General features: G+C 60.5%; 20 protein-coding genes and 1 pseudogene. 11 read left to right on the top strand and 10 right to left on the bottom strand.

Annotated elements, in window-relative coordinates; genetic code table 11:
• Positions 1-6: 6 nt before the first annotated feature.
• The 6 genes from NR193_RS28540 to NR193_RS28515 all read right to left on the bottom strand — a co-directional run bounded on the left by NR193_RS28540 (position 7) and on the right by NR193_RS28515 (position 2,994).
• Complete coding sequence (locus NR193_RS28540) at positions 7-675, bottom strand: isoprenylcysteine carboxylmethyltransferase family protein (RefSeq protein ID WP_256754034.1); 669 nt, start codon at positions 673-675, stop codon at positions 7-9.
• 2 nt (positions 676-677) lie between these two features.
• A complete protein-coding gene (locus NR193_RS28535) occupies positions 678-977 on the bottom strand; it encodes a DUF2933 domain-containing protein (RefSeq protein WP_256754055.1) in 300 nt (99 codons plus the stop codon).
• Positions 978-1,020: 43 nt separating this feature from the next.
• On the bottom strand, positions 1,021-1,470 hold the full coding sequence (locus NR193_RS28530) for a hypothetical protein (protein ID WP_256754033.1): 450 nt from the start codon (positions 1,468-1,470) through the stop codon (positions 1,021-1,023).
• Between the two features lie 20 nt (positions 1,471-1,490).
• Positions 1,491-1,769, bottom strand: coding sequence for a DUF5676 family membrane protein (locus tag NR193_RS28525; RefSeq protein WP_256754032.1), 279 nt, complete (start codon positions 1,767-1,769; stop codon positions 1,491-1,493).
• Positions 1,770-1,781: 12 nt separating this feature from the next.
• Positions 1,782-2,414: a DUF305 domain-containing protein gene (locus NR193_RS28520; protein WP_256754031.1), complete on the bottom strand. Its 633-nt coding sequence runs from the start codon at positions 2,412-2,414 to the stop codon at positions 1,782-1,784.
• Between the two features lie 169 nt (positions 2,415-2,583).
• Positions 2,584-2,994: a hypothetical protein gene (locus NR193_RS28515; RefSeq protein WP_256754030.1), complete on the bottom strand. Its 411-nt coding sequence runs from the start codon at positions 2,992-2,994 to the stop codon at positions 2,584-2,586.
• Positions 2,995-3,132: 138 nt separating this feature from the next.
• Between NR193_RS28515 and NR193_RS28510 the strand changes: the two genes are divergently transcribed.
• Together NR193_RS28510 and NR193_RS28505 are read left to right on the top strand one after the other, a co-directional pair.
• Entirely contained in the window at positions 3,133-3,669 is a 537-nt protein-coding gene (locus tag NR193_RS28510) for an SRPBCC family protein (RefSeq protein WP_256754029.1), read from the top strand.
• A gap of 97 nt (positions 3,670-3,766) precedes the next feature.
• Positions 3,767-5,050, top strand: coding sequence for a hypothetical protein (locus NR193_RS28505; RefSeq protein ID WP_256754028.1), 1,284 nt, complete (start codon positions 3,767-3,769; stop codon positions 5,048-5,050).
• A 264-nt stretch (positions 5,051-5,314) separates the two neighbouring features.
• On the opposite strand, the gene istB is transcribed toward NR193_RS28505, so the two are convergent.
• Both istB and istA read right to left on the bottom strand, forming a co-directional pair.
• A complete protein-coding gene (gene istB, locus NR193_RS28500) occupies positions 5,315-6,091 on the bottom strand; it encodes an IS21-like element helper ATPase IstB (protein ID WP_256754027.1) in 777 nt (258 codons plus the stop codon).
• Positions 6,092-6,107: 16 nt separating this feature from the next.
• Positions 6,108-7,661 carry an IS21 family transposase gene (istA, locus tag NR193_RS28495; RefSeq protein ID WP_256754026.1) on the bottom strand — a complete coding sequence of 518 codons (1,554 nt, stop codon included), beginning with the start codon at positions 7,659-7,661 and terminating at the stop codon, positions 6,108-6,110.
• A 296-nt stretch (positions 7,662-7,957) separates the two neighbouring features.
• Between istA and NR193_RS28490 the strand changes: the two genes are divergently transcribed.
• The 9 genes and pseudogenes from NR193_RS28490 (at position 7,958) to NR193_RS28450 (ending at position 15,099) form a co-directional block, all read left to right on the top strand.
• Positions 7,958-8,536: a DUF922 domain-containing protein gene (locus NR193_RS28490; RefSeq protein ID WP_256754025.1), complete on the top strand. Its 579-nt coding sequence runs from the start codon at positions 7,958-7,960 to the stop codon at positions 8,534-8,536.
• Between the two features lie 184 nt (positions 8,537-8,720).
• The gene (locus NR193_RS28485) at positions 8,721-8,933 is read left to right on the top strand and encodes a cold-shock protein (RefSeq protein ID WP_136618605.1); all 213 of its coding nucleotides are present in this window, start codon (positions 8,721-8,723) and stop codon (positions 8,931-8,933) included.
• Positions 8,934-9,214: 281 nt separating this feature from the next.
• Positions 9,215-10,212, top strand: a pseudogene (locus tag NR193_RS28480) (heparan-alpha-glucosaminide N-acetyltransferase).
• A 472-nt stretch (positions 10,213-10,684) separates the two neighbouring features.
• The gene (locus NR193_RS28475) at positions 10,685-11,107 is read left to right on the top strand and encodes a hypothetical protein (protein ID WP_256754024.1); all 423 of its coding nucleotides are present in this window, start codon (positions 10,685-10,687) and stop codon (positions 11,105-11,107) included.
• 84 nt (positions 11,108-11,191) lie between these two features.
• A complete protein-coding gene (locus tag NR193_RS28470) occupies positions 11,192-11,425 on the top strand; it encodes a hypothetical protein (RefSeq protein WP_256754023.1) in 234 nt (77 codons plus the stop codon).
• Positions 11,422-12,879 (top strand): TolC family protein, encoded by a 1,458-nt coding sequence (locus tag NR193_RS28465; protein ID WP_256754022.1) that lies wholly within the window; start codon positions 11,422-11,424, stop codon positions 12,877-12,879. The genes NR193_RS28470 and NR193_RS28465 overlap by 4 nt, the downstream gene beginning before the upstream one ends.
• Before the next feature lie 17 nt (positions 12,880-12,896).
• Positions 12,897-14,255, top strand: a complete 1,359-nt coding sequence (locus tag NR193_RS28460; protein WP_256754021.1) for a multicopper oxidase family protein — start codon at positions 12,897-12,899, stop codon at positions 14,253-14,255.
• 43 nt (positions 14,256-14,298) lie between these two features.
• The gene (locus NR193_RS28455; protein ID WP_256754020.1) at positions 14,299-14,787 is read left to right on the top strand and encodes a plastocyanin/azurin family copper-binding protein; all 489 of its coding nucleotides are present in this window, start codon (positions 14,299-14,301) and stop codon (positions 14,785-14,787) included.
• Positions 14,788-14,814: 27 nt separating this feature from the next.
• Positions 14,815-15,099 (top strand): copper-binding protein, encoded by a 285-nt coding sequence (locus NR193_RS28450; protein WP_256754019.1) that lies wholly within the window; start codon positions 14,815-14,817, stop codon positions 15,097-15,099.
• A gap of 76 nt (positions 15,100-15,175) precedes the next feature.
• Here NR193_RS28450 and NR193_RS28445 read toward each other — a convergent pair whose 3' ends face one another.
• Complete coding sequence (locus NR193_RS28445; RefSeq protein ID WP_256754018.1) at positions 15,176-15,544, bottom strand: hypothetical protein; 369 nt, start codon at positions 15,542-15,544, stop codon at positions 15,176-15,178.
• Between the two features lie 431 nt (positions 15,545-15,975).
• Entirely contained in the window at positions 15,976-16,563 is a 588-nt protein-coding gene (locus tag NR193_RS28440; RefSeq protein WP_256754017.1) for a transglutaminase-like cysteine peptidase, read from the bottom strand.
• Positions 16,564-16,637 lie beyond the last annotated feature (74 nt).

Below are 16,637 nucleotides of genomic sequence, written 5' to 3'. Positions count from 1 at the left end.
CGGCCCTCAAGGTGCTGGGCGCTCGCCGGCGGAGCCGAGCAGCTTGGCCAAATGCGGAAAAAAGGCAGGCACACGGGCTGCGTAGCGGTCGTATGCGTCGCCGAATTCCTTCCTCGCCTCACGCTCCTCGACGAAGGAAAGCCGCACATACATGCCGACCAGTATGGGGAACATCGCCAGCGTCAGCAGCGTCGGCCATTGCACGAGGAACCCCGCCATGACGAGGACGAAGCCGACATATTGCGGATGCCGGATGGAGGCATAGGGGCCGCCGGTTGCGAGGCGATTGTGACGCTGCGCCTGGTAAAGGACTCGCCATGCGGTCGAGATCAGCATGAAACCGCCGCCGATCAGGAAGAAGCTGAGAACGTGGAAGGGTCCGAAATGCGGATTGAGCCGCCAGCCCAACATCATCTCCGGGAGGTGACCGGCATCATGCGAGAACCAGTCGATGCCTGGGTATCGTGACTGCAGCCAGCCCGAGAACAGGTAAATCGTCAACGGAAAGCCATACATCTCGGCAAACAGCGCCACCAGAAAGGCGCTGAAGGCACCGAAGGAGCGCCAGTCACGGCCGCTTCGCGGCTTGAAGAAGCTGAATGCGAACAGGATGAAAATCGCCGAATTGACTATGACCAGGCCCCAGAGGCCGTAGGCAGGAGATTGCTCGACCATCGTCATGCTCCTTTATGGTGGGTGGTGCTGTCTTGCGCGCCCGGCTCGGGTTCCTTGTGCCTTGGATGACCTCTGTGACCGCCGTGCCCGCGATGCCCGCCATGCATGAACATGTGAAGCAGAGGACAGGCGAGCAGCAGCAGGAAGGGAAGGACACCGAAGGTATGAGCCCGGTGCTCAGTGAGAAGGAAAAACGTGGCGATCAGCAGGAAAGCGATCGTGACCAGGCCGGTCTTCGAAGTCCAAAATCCGCCAGCCTCGGCCTCCGGTTCTGGTTCGGACGCGGTCGGCCGATCCGACATGCGGTGAACGTTGTTGGTGTTCATGGGATGAGTTCCTTGTTTGTCATCGAATGTCATTGCGGGAGCTTTCGAGCCCATACGCGATGAGGCTTACGGCCCAGACCAGCGCGCACGCGAACAGGGGCCACCTGAAGTCGGAGGCAATCGTGAAGTTGACCACCGACATCAAGCCGATGGACGACGCTCCTCCGACCAGAGCGCCGGCCGCTGCGACCGGATGGCGCGCGCGGAACGCGGTGATTGCCAGCGCTACCAGGAGAACGCCGGTGGCCAGGGCGTAGCCACCAAGCACCCGGAAAACCTGGGTGAGCCACATTGCGAACCGTGGACCGATGGCTTCGAGCTCGGCGACCGAGAGGTTCATATAGCGGACGTCCTCGGCCAATAGTGGTGGCCTGAGGGCGATGAAATACAGTCCGATCCCGGCGATGATCATCCCCGCCAGGGCAAGAGTGACGGACGACGTCGTCCATGGATTGGCTGTGGCTTTCATGGGCTGAATCTCGACTTGCTTTACCGGCGCCCCGTGGTGACGACATTGTAGATCGAGGCGTAAACGACACCCGCCAGCAGCCCGACGATGCCAAGCCCGAGAGCGCCGAAGATAACTCGGACAGGGCTTATCGGCGCCGTAGACCTGACCGCGCTGAGGTCGAGCCCGTGCATAATGGCGCCGAAGAAATCGAGTGTTGCCTCTGGCCAGATAGCGACAGCCAAAGCGCAGAGCATGCTCATCAGGGCCGACGTCACGCCCAGCGCAATGCCGACGGACAGGACGCTGAGTTTGTCCATGTCGTCCTCCTGTCACTTCGCGTGTTGCTTGAGCCATTCCTGCATGGCGGCGATCTCAGACTGCTGGGCCGCGATGATCTGGTTGGCCCAAACCTTGACCTGATCATCTTTGCCGAATTGCAGGACCGCCCGCGCCATATCGATGGCACCCTGATGGTGAGGGATCATCGCCTGGACGAAAGCGACATCGGGATCGGCGGCCTGGACGCCCTGCATCATCGGCGCGTCCATTCGCTTCATCGCCTGCATATAATTTCTGGAGGCCTCTGACATGTTGGCGGTGTCCATCGGCATGTTCGTCATGCCGCCGCCCTGCGTCATGCCGCCCTGACCCTGCATCATCCCGCCTTGTATGCCGCCTTGCCCACCCTGCATCATGCCGCCCTGCATCATCTGCTGCATCATCGGCATCATTTGCTGCATCATCGGCAGCATCTGCTGCATCATCGGCATCATTTGCTGCATGGTTGACGTCATCGTCATGCACTGCCCAGGCAACCCGCCTGGCATCGTCTGCGCGGCCGGAGCCGCTGTCGTGGCTTGCGGTGCATCAGCCGCCGGATGGTGCGGATCGGTCTGGGCAAATGCCGCGCCCGAAAGGGTTGTGAATGCTGCAAGCGTGATCAATCGAAGGTGAGTTTTCATGACAGTTTCCTTGTCGTTGGCTGTAAAGCGACAGGCGAACCCTGAAATGCGCGCGGAGGGCAGCCCAGATCGTCGCTACCGGTTATGGTTTCGCGGATCGTTCGCGCGCTATGGGGCCTTGACAGGCACTGCTGGATTCAACAGTCCCAAGTACCGCGACGGCGCGATATCAGGCGAAGGTCTGGGGAGGTTGCAGGAGCGCCTCGGGGTCGATGCCCGTTGGCAGGAATGCCTTGCCCGCCATGAAACGGACGGCAACCGGCACATCATGAAGAACGTCGCATCCGCCGGCGGAAATGCCGGAAGCACAACAGCCGGTGCCGGTCGAGTGCACGCAATCCACGCAGCCATCACATGGCGCGCGATGGTTGTCTTGGTCTGTGAACGCGACGTGACCCATCAACTTGTGCAAAGCGCTCGTAGAGAACGTCGCAACGTCAGCGGTGACGCCGACGCCCATTGCAGAAGCCTGTTCAGCAAGACCAGCAATGGTACCGCCCGCGATCAGGAGGATCACGGCTAGCAGCAAGCGAAGCTGGGCCAAGGTGATTTTCATGGATTCAGTGTAGCCCAACTGCATGTCGCTACTTTGATGCAAATCAATGCCGCGGCTCCGGGGGAGCGCTTAGTTCACCGGGTCTCATTCGACACGGATCGGATGATTTCCCAGCCCTCCCTTGAAATCTGGGGATGAACCAGAGGTGAGACTTTGGCGGCAATGTCGCGTTCCACCCAGACTACCGTCAGGATAGAATCCGCGGCCGAGACCGTGTTTGCCTATCTCGACGACCACAGGCATCTGGGGGCTCACATGAGTGCCTCGTCATGGATGATGTTCGGCTCGAAAATGGACTACGAGTTCGAGGCAGGCGAAGCTCGTTCGGTCGGCTCCAAGTTCGGATTCCGTGGAAAAATACTCGGAATTGCGATGTCTGCAGATCAGGTGGTTGCAATCCGGATGCCTCCCAGACTGAAGGTATGGGAAACCATAGGAGCACCAAACCTCTGGATGATCGGCCGCTATCGCATGGGCTTCGAGATCGTCCCCCAGGCGAGATCCTGCCGGCTTAGGGTCTTCATCGACTACGACCTGCCGGACACGGCGCCGGCCCGTTGGCTCGGCCTGATCTTTGGGAATGCCTATGCACGTTGGTGCACGGGTCGGATGGCGAAAGACGCAGCCCGTTCTTTCGAGAAGGTCGGGGCGCGGGCAGGCCCGAGCGCTCAAGCATCTAGAAAGTCAGCCGAGCAATGACGGACCGAATGACGCGCGAACGCGTTGGTGTCCATTCACCGCGCGTCGACAAGGGCGAGACACCGCTTTATGCTGCCATCGGCGAGGAGATGCTGACATGCTCAAAGTCCCCGGCGCAGCGGAAGCCAACACATCCCTGTCGGCGCGACTTAACCGCAAATGCTTCTGCATTACGCTCGACCGGACAGCACTTTGGGCGGCGTTGAACCATGAGGCCGGCGACCTCGAATTCTGCGAAACCTTCATGGCGTCGCGGCCGCATCTGTTTTCGAATGTTCCGGTCTTCCTCGCTGCGTCTGCCCTCGATGAGATGCAAGGTATTGTCGGTGCCGTCGAGGCGACAGCCAGGCTGCAAGGTTACCGTGATGCCGTCCTCTCCTGGGCTCCCGAAATCGCGCAACGGGATTTTGGACCCGTCGGCGCTATGATGGGCTACGATTTCCACCTCGACGATGATGGTCCCAAGCTGATCGAGGTGAACACCAACGCGGGCGGTGCTTTCCTAAATGCCTTGCTGGCCAAGGCACAGAAGGCGTGCTGCTCCGAAGTCGACCGGGCGTTGATCGGCGCCAGCGAGGATCGCTTCGAAACCACCGTGGTCAAGATGTTCGAGAACGAATGGCGCCGCCAGCGCGGAGCCGGTTCGCCGCGAAGGATCGCGGTCGTCGATGATCGGCCTGAGGAGCAGTATCTCTATCCTGAATTCGTGCTTGCCAGCCAGTTGTTGCTGAAGCACGCCTTCGAGGCGACGACCGGGGATGCGAGCAAGCTGAAATATGATGGCGGCAAGCTTCGGCTCGACGGGCAGGAGATTGACCTCGTCTACAATCGCCTGGTCGATTTCACATTTGATCGCCCGGAACATGCCGCGCTCAGAGCGGCTTATCAGGACGGCGCCGTGGTGGTCACACCCAATCCGCACAACCATGCACTCTTTGCAAGCAAGCGCAATCTGACACTGTTGTCCGATCCGGCGGCACTCGAAGCATTCGGCCTTCCTCCGGAGATGCGCTCGCGGCTTGCCGGTGTCCCGCGGACCACGCTGGTCACGCGCGACAATTCGGATGCCGTCTGGCAAACCCGTAAGGACATGTTCTTCAAGCCGCTCTCAGGCCACGGCAGCAAGGCGGTCTACCGCGGCGACAAGGTGACGAAAGGGGTGTGGGCCGAGATCGCCCGTGGAGGCTATGTGGCCCAGGCGTTTGCCTCACCCGGACAGCGCATGATCGAGATCGATGGCGCGCCTACGCCACGCGAGATGGACGTGCGGCTCTATACGTATGATGGCCGGATCCTGCTCGCAGCCGCGCGCTTATACCAGGGCCAGACAACCAATTTCCGGACGCCCGGCGGCGGGTTTGCCCCGGTGCTAGTGATCTAAGTTTGCCCCGGTGCTAGTGATCTAAGGATGCAGGGATCGGGAAGCCCACCATTGCGCATCATCGTTGCGACAGCCGCCATCTTTCCTGATCGGTGCTCCAAATTCGGTCAGGCAGTGTAGGATGGGGGCTATGGCCAGTGCCGCAGGGCTTCACAACCTGCGCATTTCGCAAAAACGGGACAGTCGTTCCGCTAAATCGCGGACAGCAGTTTCACTAACTCGCGGACAGCAGGATGGGGTCGGCCCTCGGTTGCCTGGTTGAACTCATTTGCGATTGATTTCGCCGTTTTCGGCGCCGGTCAAGAGCGGCGGTGCTTTTTGCTTTCTCATGCTGTCGCCTTCGAGGGTGAGGCGATGGGCGTTGTGGACGATCCGGTCGAGAATGGCGTCGGCGATTGTCGGCTCGCCGATCATGGCATGCCACTGGGCGATCGGCAGTTGCGCGGTGATCAGCGTCGATTTCCGGCGATAGCGTTCCTCGAAGATTTCCAGCAAATCGAGACGCTGCTGGTCGGTCAGGCTGTGGGTGCCCCAGTCGTCAAGGATGAGCAGTTGCACCCGAGCCAGCTTGTCGATGAGACGGGGAAAGCGACCGTCGAGACGCGCCAGGGCGAGATCTTCGAACAGACGCGGCATGCGCAGGTAGAGCACGGAATGGTCGAGCCGGGCGGCCTGTCGTCCGAAGGCGCAGGCCAGCCAAGTCTTTCCGGTGCCGGTCTGCCCGGTGATGATGAGGTTCTCATGCGCCTTCAGCCAGGCGCCCTGGGCCAGCGACAGCGTATTGCGCCGGTCGAGCCCGCGATGCGCGGCGAAGTCGATGTTCTCGATGCAGGCGTCGACAAAGCGCAGCCTGGCAACGGCGAGACGGTTGGTCAGACGCTTGTCGGCACGCATGGCGGCTTCACGATCGAGCATCAGGCCAAGCCACTCGTCGCGACTGAGATCGTCGGCGTTGCTCTGGTCGGCCAGGTCCCGATAGGCGGCGGCCATTCCGCCAAGGCCGAGAGCCTGCATCTGGTCGAGGGTTGGATGTGTCAGCATGGTTGGTTTCCTTCCTTCATTGATAATAGGAGCCGCCGCGGATGTTGGTGTGCGATGGCGTGGGCTTGACCGGCTCGGCTGCGGGCGGCACGCGGTCGAGGCCGGATTTGAGGATGGCGTTGACGGAGGAGTAGGTGATCGCATTGATGGTCAGTGCCCGCGCGCAGGCTGCCTCGAGCCGATCCCGCTCGTAGCGACGGGCCAGCGAGAGGATGCCAAACGCGGAGCGGTATCCCTGCTCGGGATGGGGACGGTCGCGCATCATCCGCTCGACCAGGATGGCGGTGTTGGCGCCGATCCCGGCTGCCTGCTGGATCAGGTTCGCCGGCGTCGTGTTGGCATAGCGCTGGTGCGCCTTGGGCATGTGCTCGTTGACGGTGACATGGCCGCAGCGCTGCGAGCGGCGGACATGGCTGGCGACGCGCTTGTGATCATGGAAGAGCTCGACCACCCGGTGGGTGAGCCGCACATCGACGCGCCGCCCGATCAGCGCGTGCGGCACCGAGTAGAAGGTCCTGTCGATCTCGACATGGTAGTCGGGATGCACCTTCGCCGATTTCCACTCCGCATATTCGAACGGCGCCGGCGGCAATGGCGACAGGGCCGTTCGTTCGATCTCCTCGAACAGCTCCCGGCGGCTTTTGCCGACGTGGCGCATGGCGCGATTGTTCAAATCCTCCAGCAACACCACGATTGCGGCGTTGAGATCGCCGAGACTGAAGAAGCGCCGGTTGCGCAGCCGGGCCAGGACCCAACGCTCCACGATCAGCACCGCGCCCTCGACCTTGCCCTTGTCGCGCGGCTTGCGGCTGCGGGTCGGCAGGATCGTCGTGTCGTAATGTTCGGCCATGGCGGCGAAGGTCTGGTTGAGCGTCGGCTCGAACCACAGCGCCTTGGCGACGCCGGCCTTCAGATTGTCGCAGACGATCGCCTTAGTTACCCCGCCGAAGAAGGTGAGTGCCCGGCACTGGCCCTCGATCCAGTCCGGCAGTTTCTGGCTGAAGCTGGCATGGGCGAAGGTGAAGGACGACGCGCCCAGCACTGCAACGAAGATCTGAGCCTGGCAGATGACGCCAGTACCGGGATCGACGACGGGCACGGTGTGGCCCGCATAGTCGGTCTGCATCACCGCGCCCGCCTCGTGGCGGTTGCGGAACGTTGCGCTCGACCGGCGCTGGAAAGCGCCGAACCGATCACAAAACCAGGTGTAGCCATAACCATCGGGGTGCGCCGCGCGGTATTCCTGCCACAACAGCGTCAGCGTCACGCCCTTGCGCTTCAGCTCGCGCGAGATCATCGCCCAATCGGGCTCGTCCAGATCCTGCGGTGGCCGGCCAACCCGGCGAAACAGAAGCCGCTCAAGCGATGCGTCATCGTCACAGCCCGGTGGCAGCGGCCAGTCCGAGACGCCAGCCTCACGTGCCCGCAACAGATAGGTCGAAACCGAAGTCTTGCTGATCTTCAGCCGTTCCGACACCGCACGCACCGAGAGGCCCTGCTCATGCGTCAGCCGCAGGATTGATCGTAGGTCTTTCACTGTCGTTCGTCTCGATTGCTTCCGTCTTGGCATGGCCCCTCTCAACCCGATGATGAGAGGGCAAAATGCCAGAACGGCGCTCCCGAGAACCGACCGTTATATCCGCCCCGAAAACTGTCCCGGAATTAGCGGAATCACTGTCCCGTAATTACTGAAATCGCTGTCCGCGAATTAGCGGAATGGGTGTCCGCGACTTTCTGAAACACGCACACAACCCTTGTGATGCGGTCAATCGGCGATCGTAACCCTTATCACGGCTGCAGCAGCGGCGGTAATACATTCCAACTGTTTACTTGCGAGCAGACCGACGCGATTGAAGGAGTGCCAACATGATACGCCAGTTCTCGAGTATGAGCAGATACGCTGCGGTTCTCTGCGGCGTCGTCTCCACGCTTAGTGCAGGGGAGGCGCGATCTGACGTAAAACTCGACGTCACCTATTCGACCTATCAATTGCGAGGCCTTAGCCGGCAAGCGATCCATCACGACCTGCACCGTGTGGCCAAGAGGGACGGAGACGGTATTATTGAAGGCGAGGTCGCAGATCACTGGGATTGGAATTTCAGGTTTGCGGCGACCGGAAACTCCTGCCGGGTCACGTCGGATGAAATCGTACTCAAGCTCAGAATTCTACTTCCGACCTGGGTAGACGATGCGCGCGCCGATCCAACCACGCGCACGGCCTGGAACAATTACTTTCAGGAGCTGAAGGCCCATGAGGATGGCCACAAAACGATTGCCCTGGAGGCAGCCAAACAGGTTAGCAAGTTGACCCACGGCTCCACGGCCCCGGGAGCATGTACAGCTCTGGAGCGGTCACTAAATCGCGCTGCCAAACAGATTGTCGAGAATTCAGAAAAGGCACAGGATCAGCATGAGGCCAGCCTCCCGTCGTATACGCTCGAATAAATCGACGTTCGATTTCCAAGGAAGGGTCGTCCAGTAGGGAGATAACTGCGGACACCTTGCCGGCCATCGAGACACCCCCCATTGCTGTGGTTCTTGGCTGCAGGATCCCTTGCTTGCAATTTTTCGCGTTTCTGCCTCTATCTCAATCTCGACACAACCGGTCTGGCTTACAAGGGATACGCATATGGCTACTGGCACCGTGAAGTGGTTCAACAGCACCAAGGGCTTTGGATTCATTCAGCCCGACAACGGCGGTCAAGATGTGTTCGTTCATATTTCCGCAGTCGAACGCGCGGGCCTCTCAACCCTGGTTGATGGCCAGAAGATCAACTATGAGGTCGAGCAGGATCGCCGTACCGGTAAATCTTCTGCTGGCAGTCTCAGCAAAGCAGGCTGATTTTCTGTCTGGGCAGAAGCCTGAGCCCCGCGAAGAGCGTCGGTAGCTGGGTTCGGTCGACATTGATTGGGGTTCGTTTCCTCCGCTGGATCGGTTGACTGCCTGAGGCGGCGATACATCGTGCTGAGCTAAAGTGGGCTCAATGTGATGTAAGCTCACACACGGAAGGTCGATGCAGGATGCAACGGCGCAACCGCTACTGATGCCAGGCGCGGCCAGCTTCTTTCACCCGGCGCACCAGTGATAGTCGTCCTGCCCGAGCTGAACCAGATCGCGAGACCATGAGCATCCTTACGCGGACCGCATCCGTTCGAGATCAATCGAAGCGAATCGTCTCCACCGACGTCCTGCGCGGCATCGCGTTCATCGCCATGGCGAGCTATCATTTCACCTGGGATCTGGAATTCTTCGGCTACACTGATCCGGGCCTGACCGCCTTCGGCTGGTGGAAGATCTACGCGCGCTGCATCGCCCCGACCTTCCTGTTCCTGGTCGGCGTCAGCCGTACCTCGCCCATGGCCAGCAAATAGGCTGGAGCGGTTTCTGGAAGCGTTTCGCCATGGTTGCCGGAGCCGCGATCGCCATCTCGGTCGTCACCCGCATCGCCCTGCCGGACGGCTTCATCTTCTTTGGCATACTGCATGAGATCGCGCTGGCAAGCCTGCTGGGTCTCGCCTTCCTACGCCTTCCGGCGCTGCTGACGCTTGCCGTTGCCGCGCATGTCATCGCGGCGCCCGTCTATCTGCGCTTCGAGGCCTTCGACCGTCCCTGGCTATGGTGGATCGGCCTTTCCGCCATCAATCCGCGTTCCAACGACTACGTTCCGCTGTTCCCGTGGTTCGGCGCGGTGCTGTCGGGGATCGCCACCGCGAAGTTTGCCTCCACCTCCGGCGTACGGGAGCGCCTGGCAAGCCTCGCACCCGCCCGCTGGGCCAACCCGCTGGTCTTCATCAGCCGCCACAGCCTCGCCTTCTACCTGATCCACCAGCCGCTGCTGATCGGCTGTGTCTGGCTGTTTTCGCAAGTGATGCCGGCCAAGGTTGAAACCCCACAGGTTAACTTCCTGAAAACCTGCCAGCTATCGTGCGAACAGTCGCGCGGCAGCAAATTCTGCTCCAGCTATTGTGGCTGCATGCTCGATACGCTGGAGGGCGAGGCCTCGCTTGATCGGCTCTACAACAACAACGATCAGACTGCGGAATGGAGGGCGCATCTGGGTGACCTCGTCCGCATGTGCACCGCCAGCACAGACATCAAAATGGAGGAAGGCGCCAAATGACCGACAGGCCACTGACCCGGGCTCTTACGTTGGCCCGCGCCTTGCCCTGCATGATCTCGCGGATGAGATGCCGGTCCGAGGCGAAAGAGCCGGGTAAGGTGGGCTCACTTCTGCACGACGTCGTCATCCTCGTCGGAGGGCAGCATCTCCTTCGGGGCCCACAATTACGTCATTGAAACATCATCGGTGTGACTCATATGTGCAGCGTGTCGGATATCTCCTCCCATTCGTCCGGCGCGTTCTCCTCTAAAGGTTCCAAACCTTCACAGTTGGCCGGACTCTCACAGTCCGGCCTTTTTATTGGCAAACGAGCCTATGACCACATCGGACTGAAGCGACGCGTAGGTGCATTCTCATGTCAAGCATGAGCGGCTTCGGAGTTGGCTATTCGCGGCTATGTCTGGTTGCACTGCAACAAATTGACGGCAATTGGTCTTGACAAACCAAGCGAACAATTGTCCCAAGGGCTCCCATGAAATGCCTTGGCCGAATCTCGATCGCACGAATTGCGTCGCTCCGCGCGATGCTGGCGGTCGTGTTTCTGGTTATGTCTTCTCTCCAGCCAGGGCTTTTCGCTAACGCGAACGCCACCGGTTTTCACAGCGACTCCGGGGTGACGCTTCAGGTCGAGAAATCTCCGCACGACACCGGCGGCCACGTTGGCCATCACGATGCGGCGGCGACGGCCGAAACGGATGTGGACGAGAAACGTCCCGGTGGTGAGAAATCGTCAGATGAGAGCTGCGAAGTCCACTGCGCGCCGCTGAATGCCGTGCCGGTCGACTGTCCTGACCTGGACCGCGCTGTCTCCCGCTGCTTTGCGGCCGTCGTTGCCGAAGCGTCGGCAGGCGGCGAGTATACAGCTCATATAAGGCCTCCCAGACATCTGAACTGACGCCGCCCCATCGAGGGCGTTCGCGCGCAGCGTGCGGATCCGTTCCGGCGCGGCCTAACGCACACGTTCAGCTTCAGGTCTACAATGAAATTCGCAAGTCTCGCGATGCTCGCATCGCTTTTGGTTGCCGGATGCGCGGTAACCACCCCACCGACCGTCCTTCCAGCTTTCAATCCGTCTGATCCCGTGATGGGCATCCGTGATGCGCACTATCATCCGGTCGTCGCCAACTATCACCAGCGGGGGCCGGTCGATCCGCAGAACTGGCGGCGTCTCAATGAAGAGCGCTCGCCTGCAAAAACGGGAGCCGGATCATGAAGCGCCGGTTCCTGAACATGGGTGCGGCCATGGCCATCCCGCTGTTTGCTGCCGGCTGTACGACCACCGCTGGCCTTGACGGCGTTTCCGACCCCGTCGCGGGCTTCACGACAGTCGCGGCACGCGTCGGAGCTGTGACCGGCAAAAGAACGGCTTGGGTGCAGTCTCGCGAGGACGCGCAGGCTCTCTCCGCGCAGGTAAAGAGCCTGGTTCAGAAGAAGACCATTGGTCCGGACGTCGCGGTACAGGTTGCCCTGCTCAACAACAAGGGCTTGCAGGCCGCCTATGCCGAGATCGGTCTGTCGGCGGCCGATGTCTGGCAGGAAGGGATGCTCATCAATCCGACAATCTCGGTTGGAATGATCGGCATCGATCCCGTACGCACGATTGAGGGGGCTGTTGCCAGCAACATCCTTGCGCTGATGACCCGTCAGCGACGCGTCGCGATCGCGGATACGCGCTTTCGCCAGGCCCAGCTCCGCGCCGCCGAAGAAACGCTACGGCTCGCCGCTGATACGCGGCGAGCCTGGATCAACGCCGTGTCGGCCCGGGAAAGCGTCGCCTATCTCAGTCAGGCGCAGGCCGCCGCCGACGCTGCGTCCGAACTCGCTCAAAAGCTAGGCGAGACCGGCGCTTTCACAAAAACCGGCCAGGCCCGCGAACATGTCTTCTATGCCGAGATCGCAGGCCAGGCAGCGGAGGCGCGTCTCGCCGCCCGGACTGCCAAGGAAGAGCTCACCCGCCTCATGGGCCTTTGGGGACCAGACCTCGATTACTCAGTCCCCGACACGCTTCCAGCCATGCCGAAGGTCGCCAAGGCCAAACGCACCATCGAGGCAGAGGCGCTAAAAAATCGCGTCGACCTTGAGATCGCGAAGCTTGAGCTGGAAGCGCTGGCGAAGTCCTATGGTCTTACCGAGGCGACGCGCTACGTCAGCGACCTGGAACTCCTGTCCGGCGTGGAGGTGGAACGGGAGGAGTCGGAGGAGGGCGGAACGGAGACGAGCGTCTCACCCACTCTGGAGCTCGAGTTTGTCATTCCGATTTTCGATACCGGCAAGGCCCGCATGCGCAAGGCCGAGATTGCCTACATGCAAGCCGCAAACCGGATGGCGGAAAAGGCGGTCAACATTCGGTCCGAGGCCAGGTCCGCGTACGACGCCTACCGCTCGACCTATGAAATTGCTCGGCACTATCGGAACAGTGTTGTGCCGCTGCGAACAAAGATCGAGGCGGAGTCGATCCTCACCTACAACGGCATGATCACCAACACGTTCGAGCTTCTGGCGGACACCCGCGCGAAGATCAGTTCGATCATGCTTTCCCTCAACGCCAAGCGCAATTTCTGGCTGGCCGACGTCAACCTCGGGACCGCCATCCACGGCGGCGGCGCAAGCTCGCCCGGGGGCGGCGACGCACCGGCCGCAGCCGAAGCGGGCGCCCAAGGCCACTGAACTCAAGGAGAGAAGAGATGCTTTCAAGACGTCAGCTACTCGGCGCGGGAGCTCTGCTCGCCGGCGCCACGGCATGGACCAAGACCTCCGCAATGGGCTTGCCGGACGCCGCTGTCATGGAATCGCCGGACATGCAGCCACCGATATTTCCGACGAGCGGCCCGGACTACCAGCCGGTGGTGACGCTCAACGGTTGGACGCTGCCCCACCGCATGAACAATGGTGTGAAGGAATTCCACCTCGTCGCCGAGGCGGTTGAGCGGGAGCTGGCGCCTGGCATGACCGCCTATCTCTGGGGTTATAACGGCCAGTCTCCCGGTCCCACCATCGAGGCGGTCGAGGGCGATCGGGTCCGCATCTTCGTGACCAACAAGCTACCGGAGCACACCACAGTGCACTGGCACGGAATGATCCTGCCCTCGGGCATGGACGGCGTGACCGGCCTAACCCAACCCGGCATCCCTCCCGGCAAGACGTTCGTCTACGAGTTCGATCTCGTGAAGAGCGGCACCTTCATGTACCACCCGCACGCCGACGAGATGGTGCAGATGGCCATGGGTATGATGGGCTTCTTCGTTATCCATCCGAAGGACCCGAAGTTCATGCGGGTGGACCGCGACTTCGTGTTTCTGCTGAACGCCTACGACATCGAGCCCGGATCGTACGTTCCGAAAATCATGACCATGACCGATTTCAACCTGTGGTGTTGGAACAGTCGCCTGTTCCCCGGCATCAGCCACCTTGTCGTGTCCAAGAACGACAAGGTGCGGGTCCGTGTCGGCAACCTGACCATGACCAATCATCCGATCCACATGCATGGCTATGATTTCGAGGTGACCTGCACCGACGGCGGCTGGACCCGCCCTGAGGCTCGCTGGCCCGAAGTATCGATCGACATTCCCGTCGGCGCCATGCGGGCCTACGAGTTCGATGCCAAGTACTTGGGCGACTGGGCGATCCACTGCCACAAGTCGCACCATACCATGAACGCCATGGGCCATGACGTGCCTACGCTAATCGGCGTGGACAATTCGGGTTTGACCGAGAAGGTCCGCCGCGTGCAGCCGGACTACATGGCCATGGGAGACAAGGGCATGGCCGACATGGGCGAGATGGAAATGCCGCTTCCCGACAACACGATTCCGATGATGACGGGTTGGGGTCAGTTCGGCGCTATCGAAATGGGAAGCATGTTCTCGGTCGTGAAGGTGCGCGAAGGCTTGTCCGCGAACGATTACGCCGATCCCGGATGGTACGAACATCCGGAAGGAACCGTGGCCTACGAGTGGACCGGTGATGTTCCAGTCCCCACGAAGTCAGGCGACGCAAAAACGATGGCCCCGGCAGTGCCCGGCGGTCACGGCAAACAGGGATGAGAAACCGAAACCCCTCAACCTCAACAATGAGAGAATGTGCAACATGAAACGTATAATCGCAGCGGCCGTAGTGATGGCGGTCAGTTCCGGAGCAGCTCTTGCCAGTGGAACCCACGCCGGAGGCCATGGAGACAAAGCCAGCACGATGCCGATCGGCAACCCCGGTCAGGCTGGCAAGGCAAAGCGGACTGTCAACATCTCCATGTCGGAGAAGGACGACGGGACGATGTTGTTCCAACCAACCGTGCTCAAGGTGAGGAAAGGCGAGACCGTCCGCCTGAAGTTCGTCAACAAAGGCAAAGTCGACCACGAATTCGTCATGGACGTCCATGAGGGGATCATGGAGCACAAGGTGCTGATGGAGAAGTTCCCCGAGATGGAGCACGCCGATCCCAACGCGATCCGGCTGGCGCCCGGCGCCAGAGGCGAGATCATCTGGACCTTCGCCAATGCCGGCGAATTCGGGTTCGCCTGCCTGGTCCCGGGTCACTACGATTCCGGCATGAAGGGCGACATCACCGTCGCCAACTGAGTTCGAAAAACGCAAAGGAAGCAGACCATGACACTATTGGTAAAAGCACTCTCGACGATCGCGCTCGTACTCGCCATTGGCGGCAGCGCGCTTGCGCAGGAATACGTGAAGGGCGAAGTCATCAAGGTCGACGCCAAACAGAAAAAGCTGACGATCAAACATGAGCCGCTGACAAATCTCGACATGCCCGCGATGACGATGGTGTTCGTCGTCGCGGAGCCGAGCTTGCTCGAGAAGGTTAAAACGGGTCAGGCGATCGAGTTCACAGCCGACCGCGTCAACGGACGCATCACGGTCACCAGTATCAAGTGACCCGGAACCAGCGCCGCAGTTCGAAAATCAACCCGCGGCCGCTGTCCGATCGGGCAATGCCGTGAGTACACGGGTGTCACGATGAAGGAGCCGCGCAAAATGTTATCCAGAGGTTTTCTTTCCAATCATCATGCGCGGAGCGGCTCAGAGGCATCCCAATAGGATATTTTCGCGTGCCCACACTCACATACGCGGGATAATTACAGCGAACGCGTGCACGATGCCTTCCGGTATCTTCATACTTGATAGTGCCGCTCGCGTCCGTCTCGACCAAGCCAATAGCGACATCAAAGTCATAGTCGCCATGTTGCGAGACGCTGTTGTTCAGGACGCTGAGCTGGACCGATGTGGCATCTTGAAAAACGGCGGTGTAGAAAACCAGTTGCTCCGCCGCTATCGAGGGCGTGGCCACCAAAACGCCGGCAAGAAATGCAATGGCGCGCATTGTCCTCCTCCCGAGGATCGAACACGATACTATCATCTATCGCATTTATGTTCGAATCGAATCTCTTTGCCGGCAGTGGGTCACGTCGATGGCGACGTTAGCTGAATTGCTTTCCGCCCCGAATGCGCAACAAAGATTCCGATGGGCAGATGTGGCAGTTTGAGCCGCTTTCCTGAAGATCGCTCCGTCCGGCACGGTCAGGTTTGTGCCGCGGACAGAGGGCACAATTCGGAGAAGGATCGAAGCGATCGTTTCGGAGGGCGCCGCTTCTTGGAAAGGGAAGGTGAATGGAGCCACTCACAATCCCACGCCCCACGTGTGTTCGTTGCCGAGACATGGTTACTGCCAGATCCATCTATCTGGTGAGCCGGCGATCCAGTTCAAACGCCGCGGCGTAGCGGTGGCGCTGAACTTCGACCTTGATAGGAGCGTCAGTCGCCCGCCGCAGTCGTCCGGATAGGCTTGGCGGCCCCAATCTGCTCCCAGCGTTTGCCATTTCCCTGCGCCTGTCGGGCGAAGTAGCTGTAGGGAGTGCTGGACCAGTCACGGACGGAGTTCGTGAGATTGTCGAGCACCAAGTCGCCCTCATTGGTGCGCACCGTCAGGACTGTGTGCCCTTGGCCGCGATAGCGCGCCACGGTCAACAGGAGCGCCGAAGCCGGCCAGCCGCGTCTCATCAGTTCAAGTTTCTTTAAGATCGCAATATCCTCGCAGTCGCCAGAGACGGTCGGGACCCGCCAGTCGTCGTCCTTGCCGACAAAGGCACGATCGCTTACCTCCTTGATGCGTGAATTGACCGAACGGTTCACCTGCTTCAGTTCGGAACTGAGTTCAGACCGTAGGGCAACGACCTTTTTTCCGCCGAACGTGCTGCATAGGCCGGGTTCGCGGCTACAGAACGAATAGAAGGCAGGTGGTGCGAAGACCGTGCCTTTGGTTTCCATGGTCGTCCCGGCCTGGGCGGCAAGTATGCGGGCAAACGACAGCGAAAATGCGATCAGCGCGGCATAGCGTTTCACAACCGATGTCTCCAATGGGTCGATTGAACGATGATGGCAGCGAGTTAATAAGCGGTTTCTAAAGTGCCAATTGG

Origin of the sequence: Mesorhizobium sp. Mes31, assembly GCF_024519675.1 — a bacterium.
Classification (GTDB): Bacteria; Pseudomonadota; Alphaproteobacteria; order Rhizobiales; family Rhizobiaceae; genus Mesorhizobium.
The sequence above is the reverse complement of the archived record's forward strand: the minus strand, read 5'-3'. Positions and strand labels throughout refer to the sequence as shown.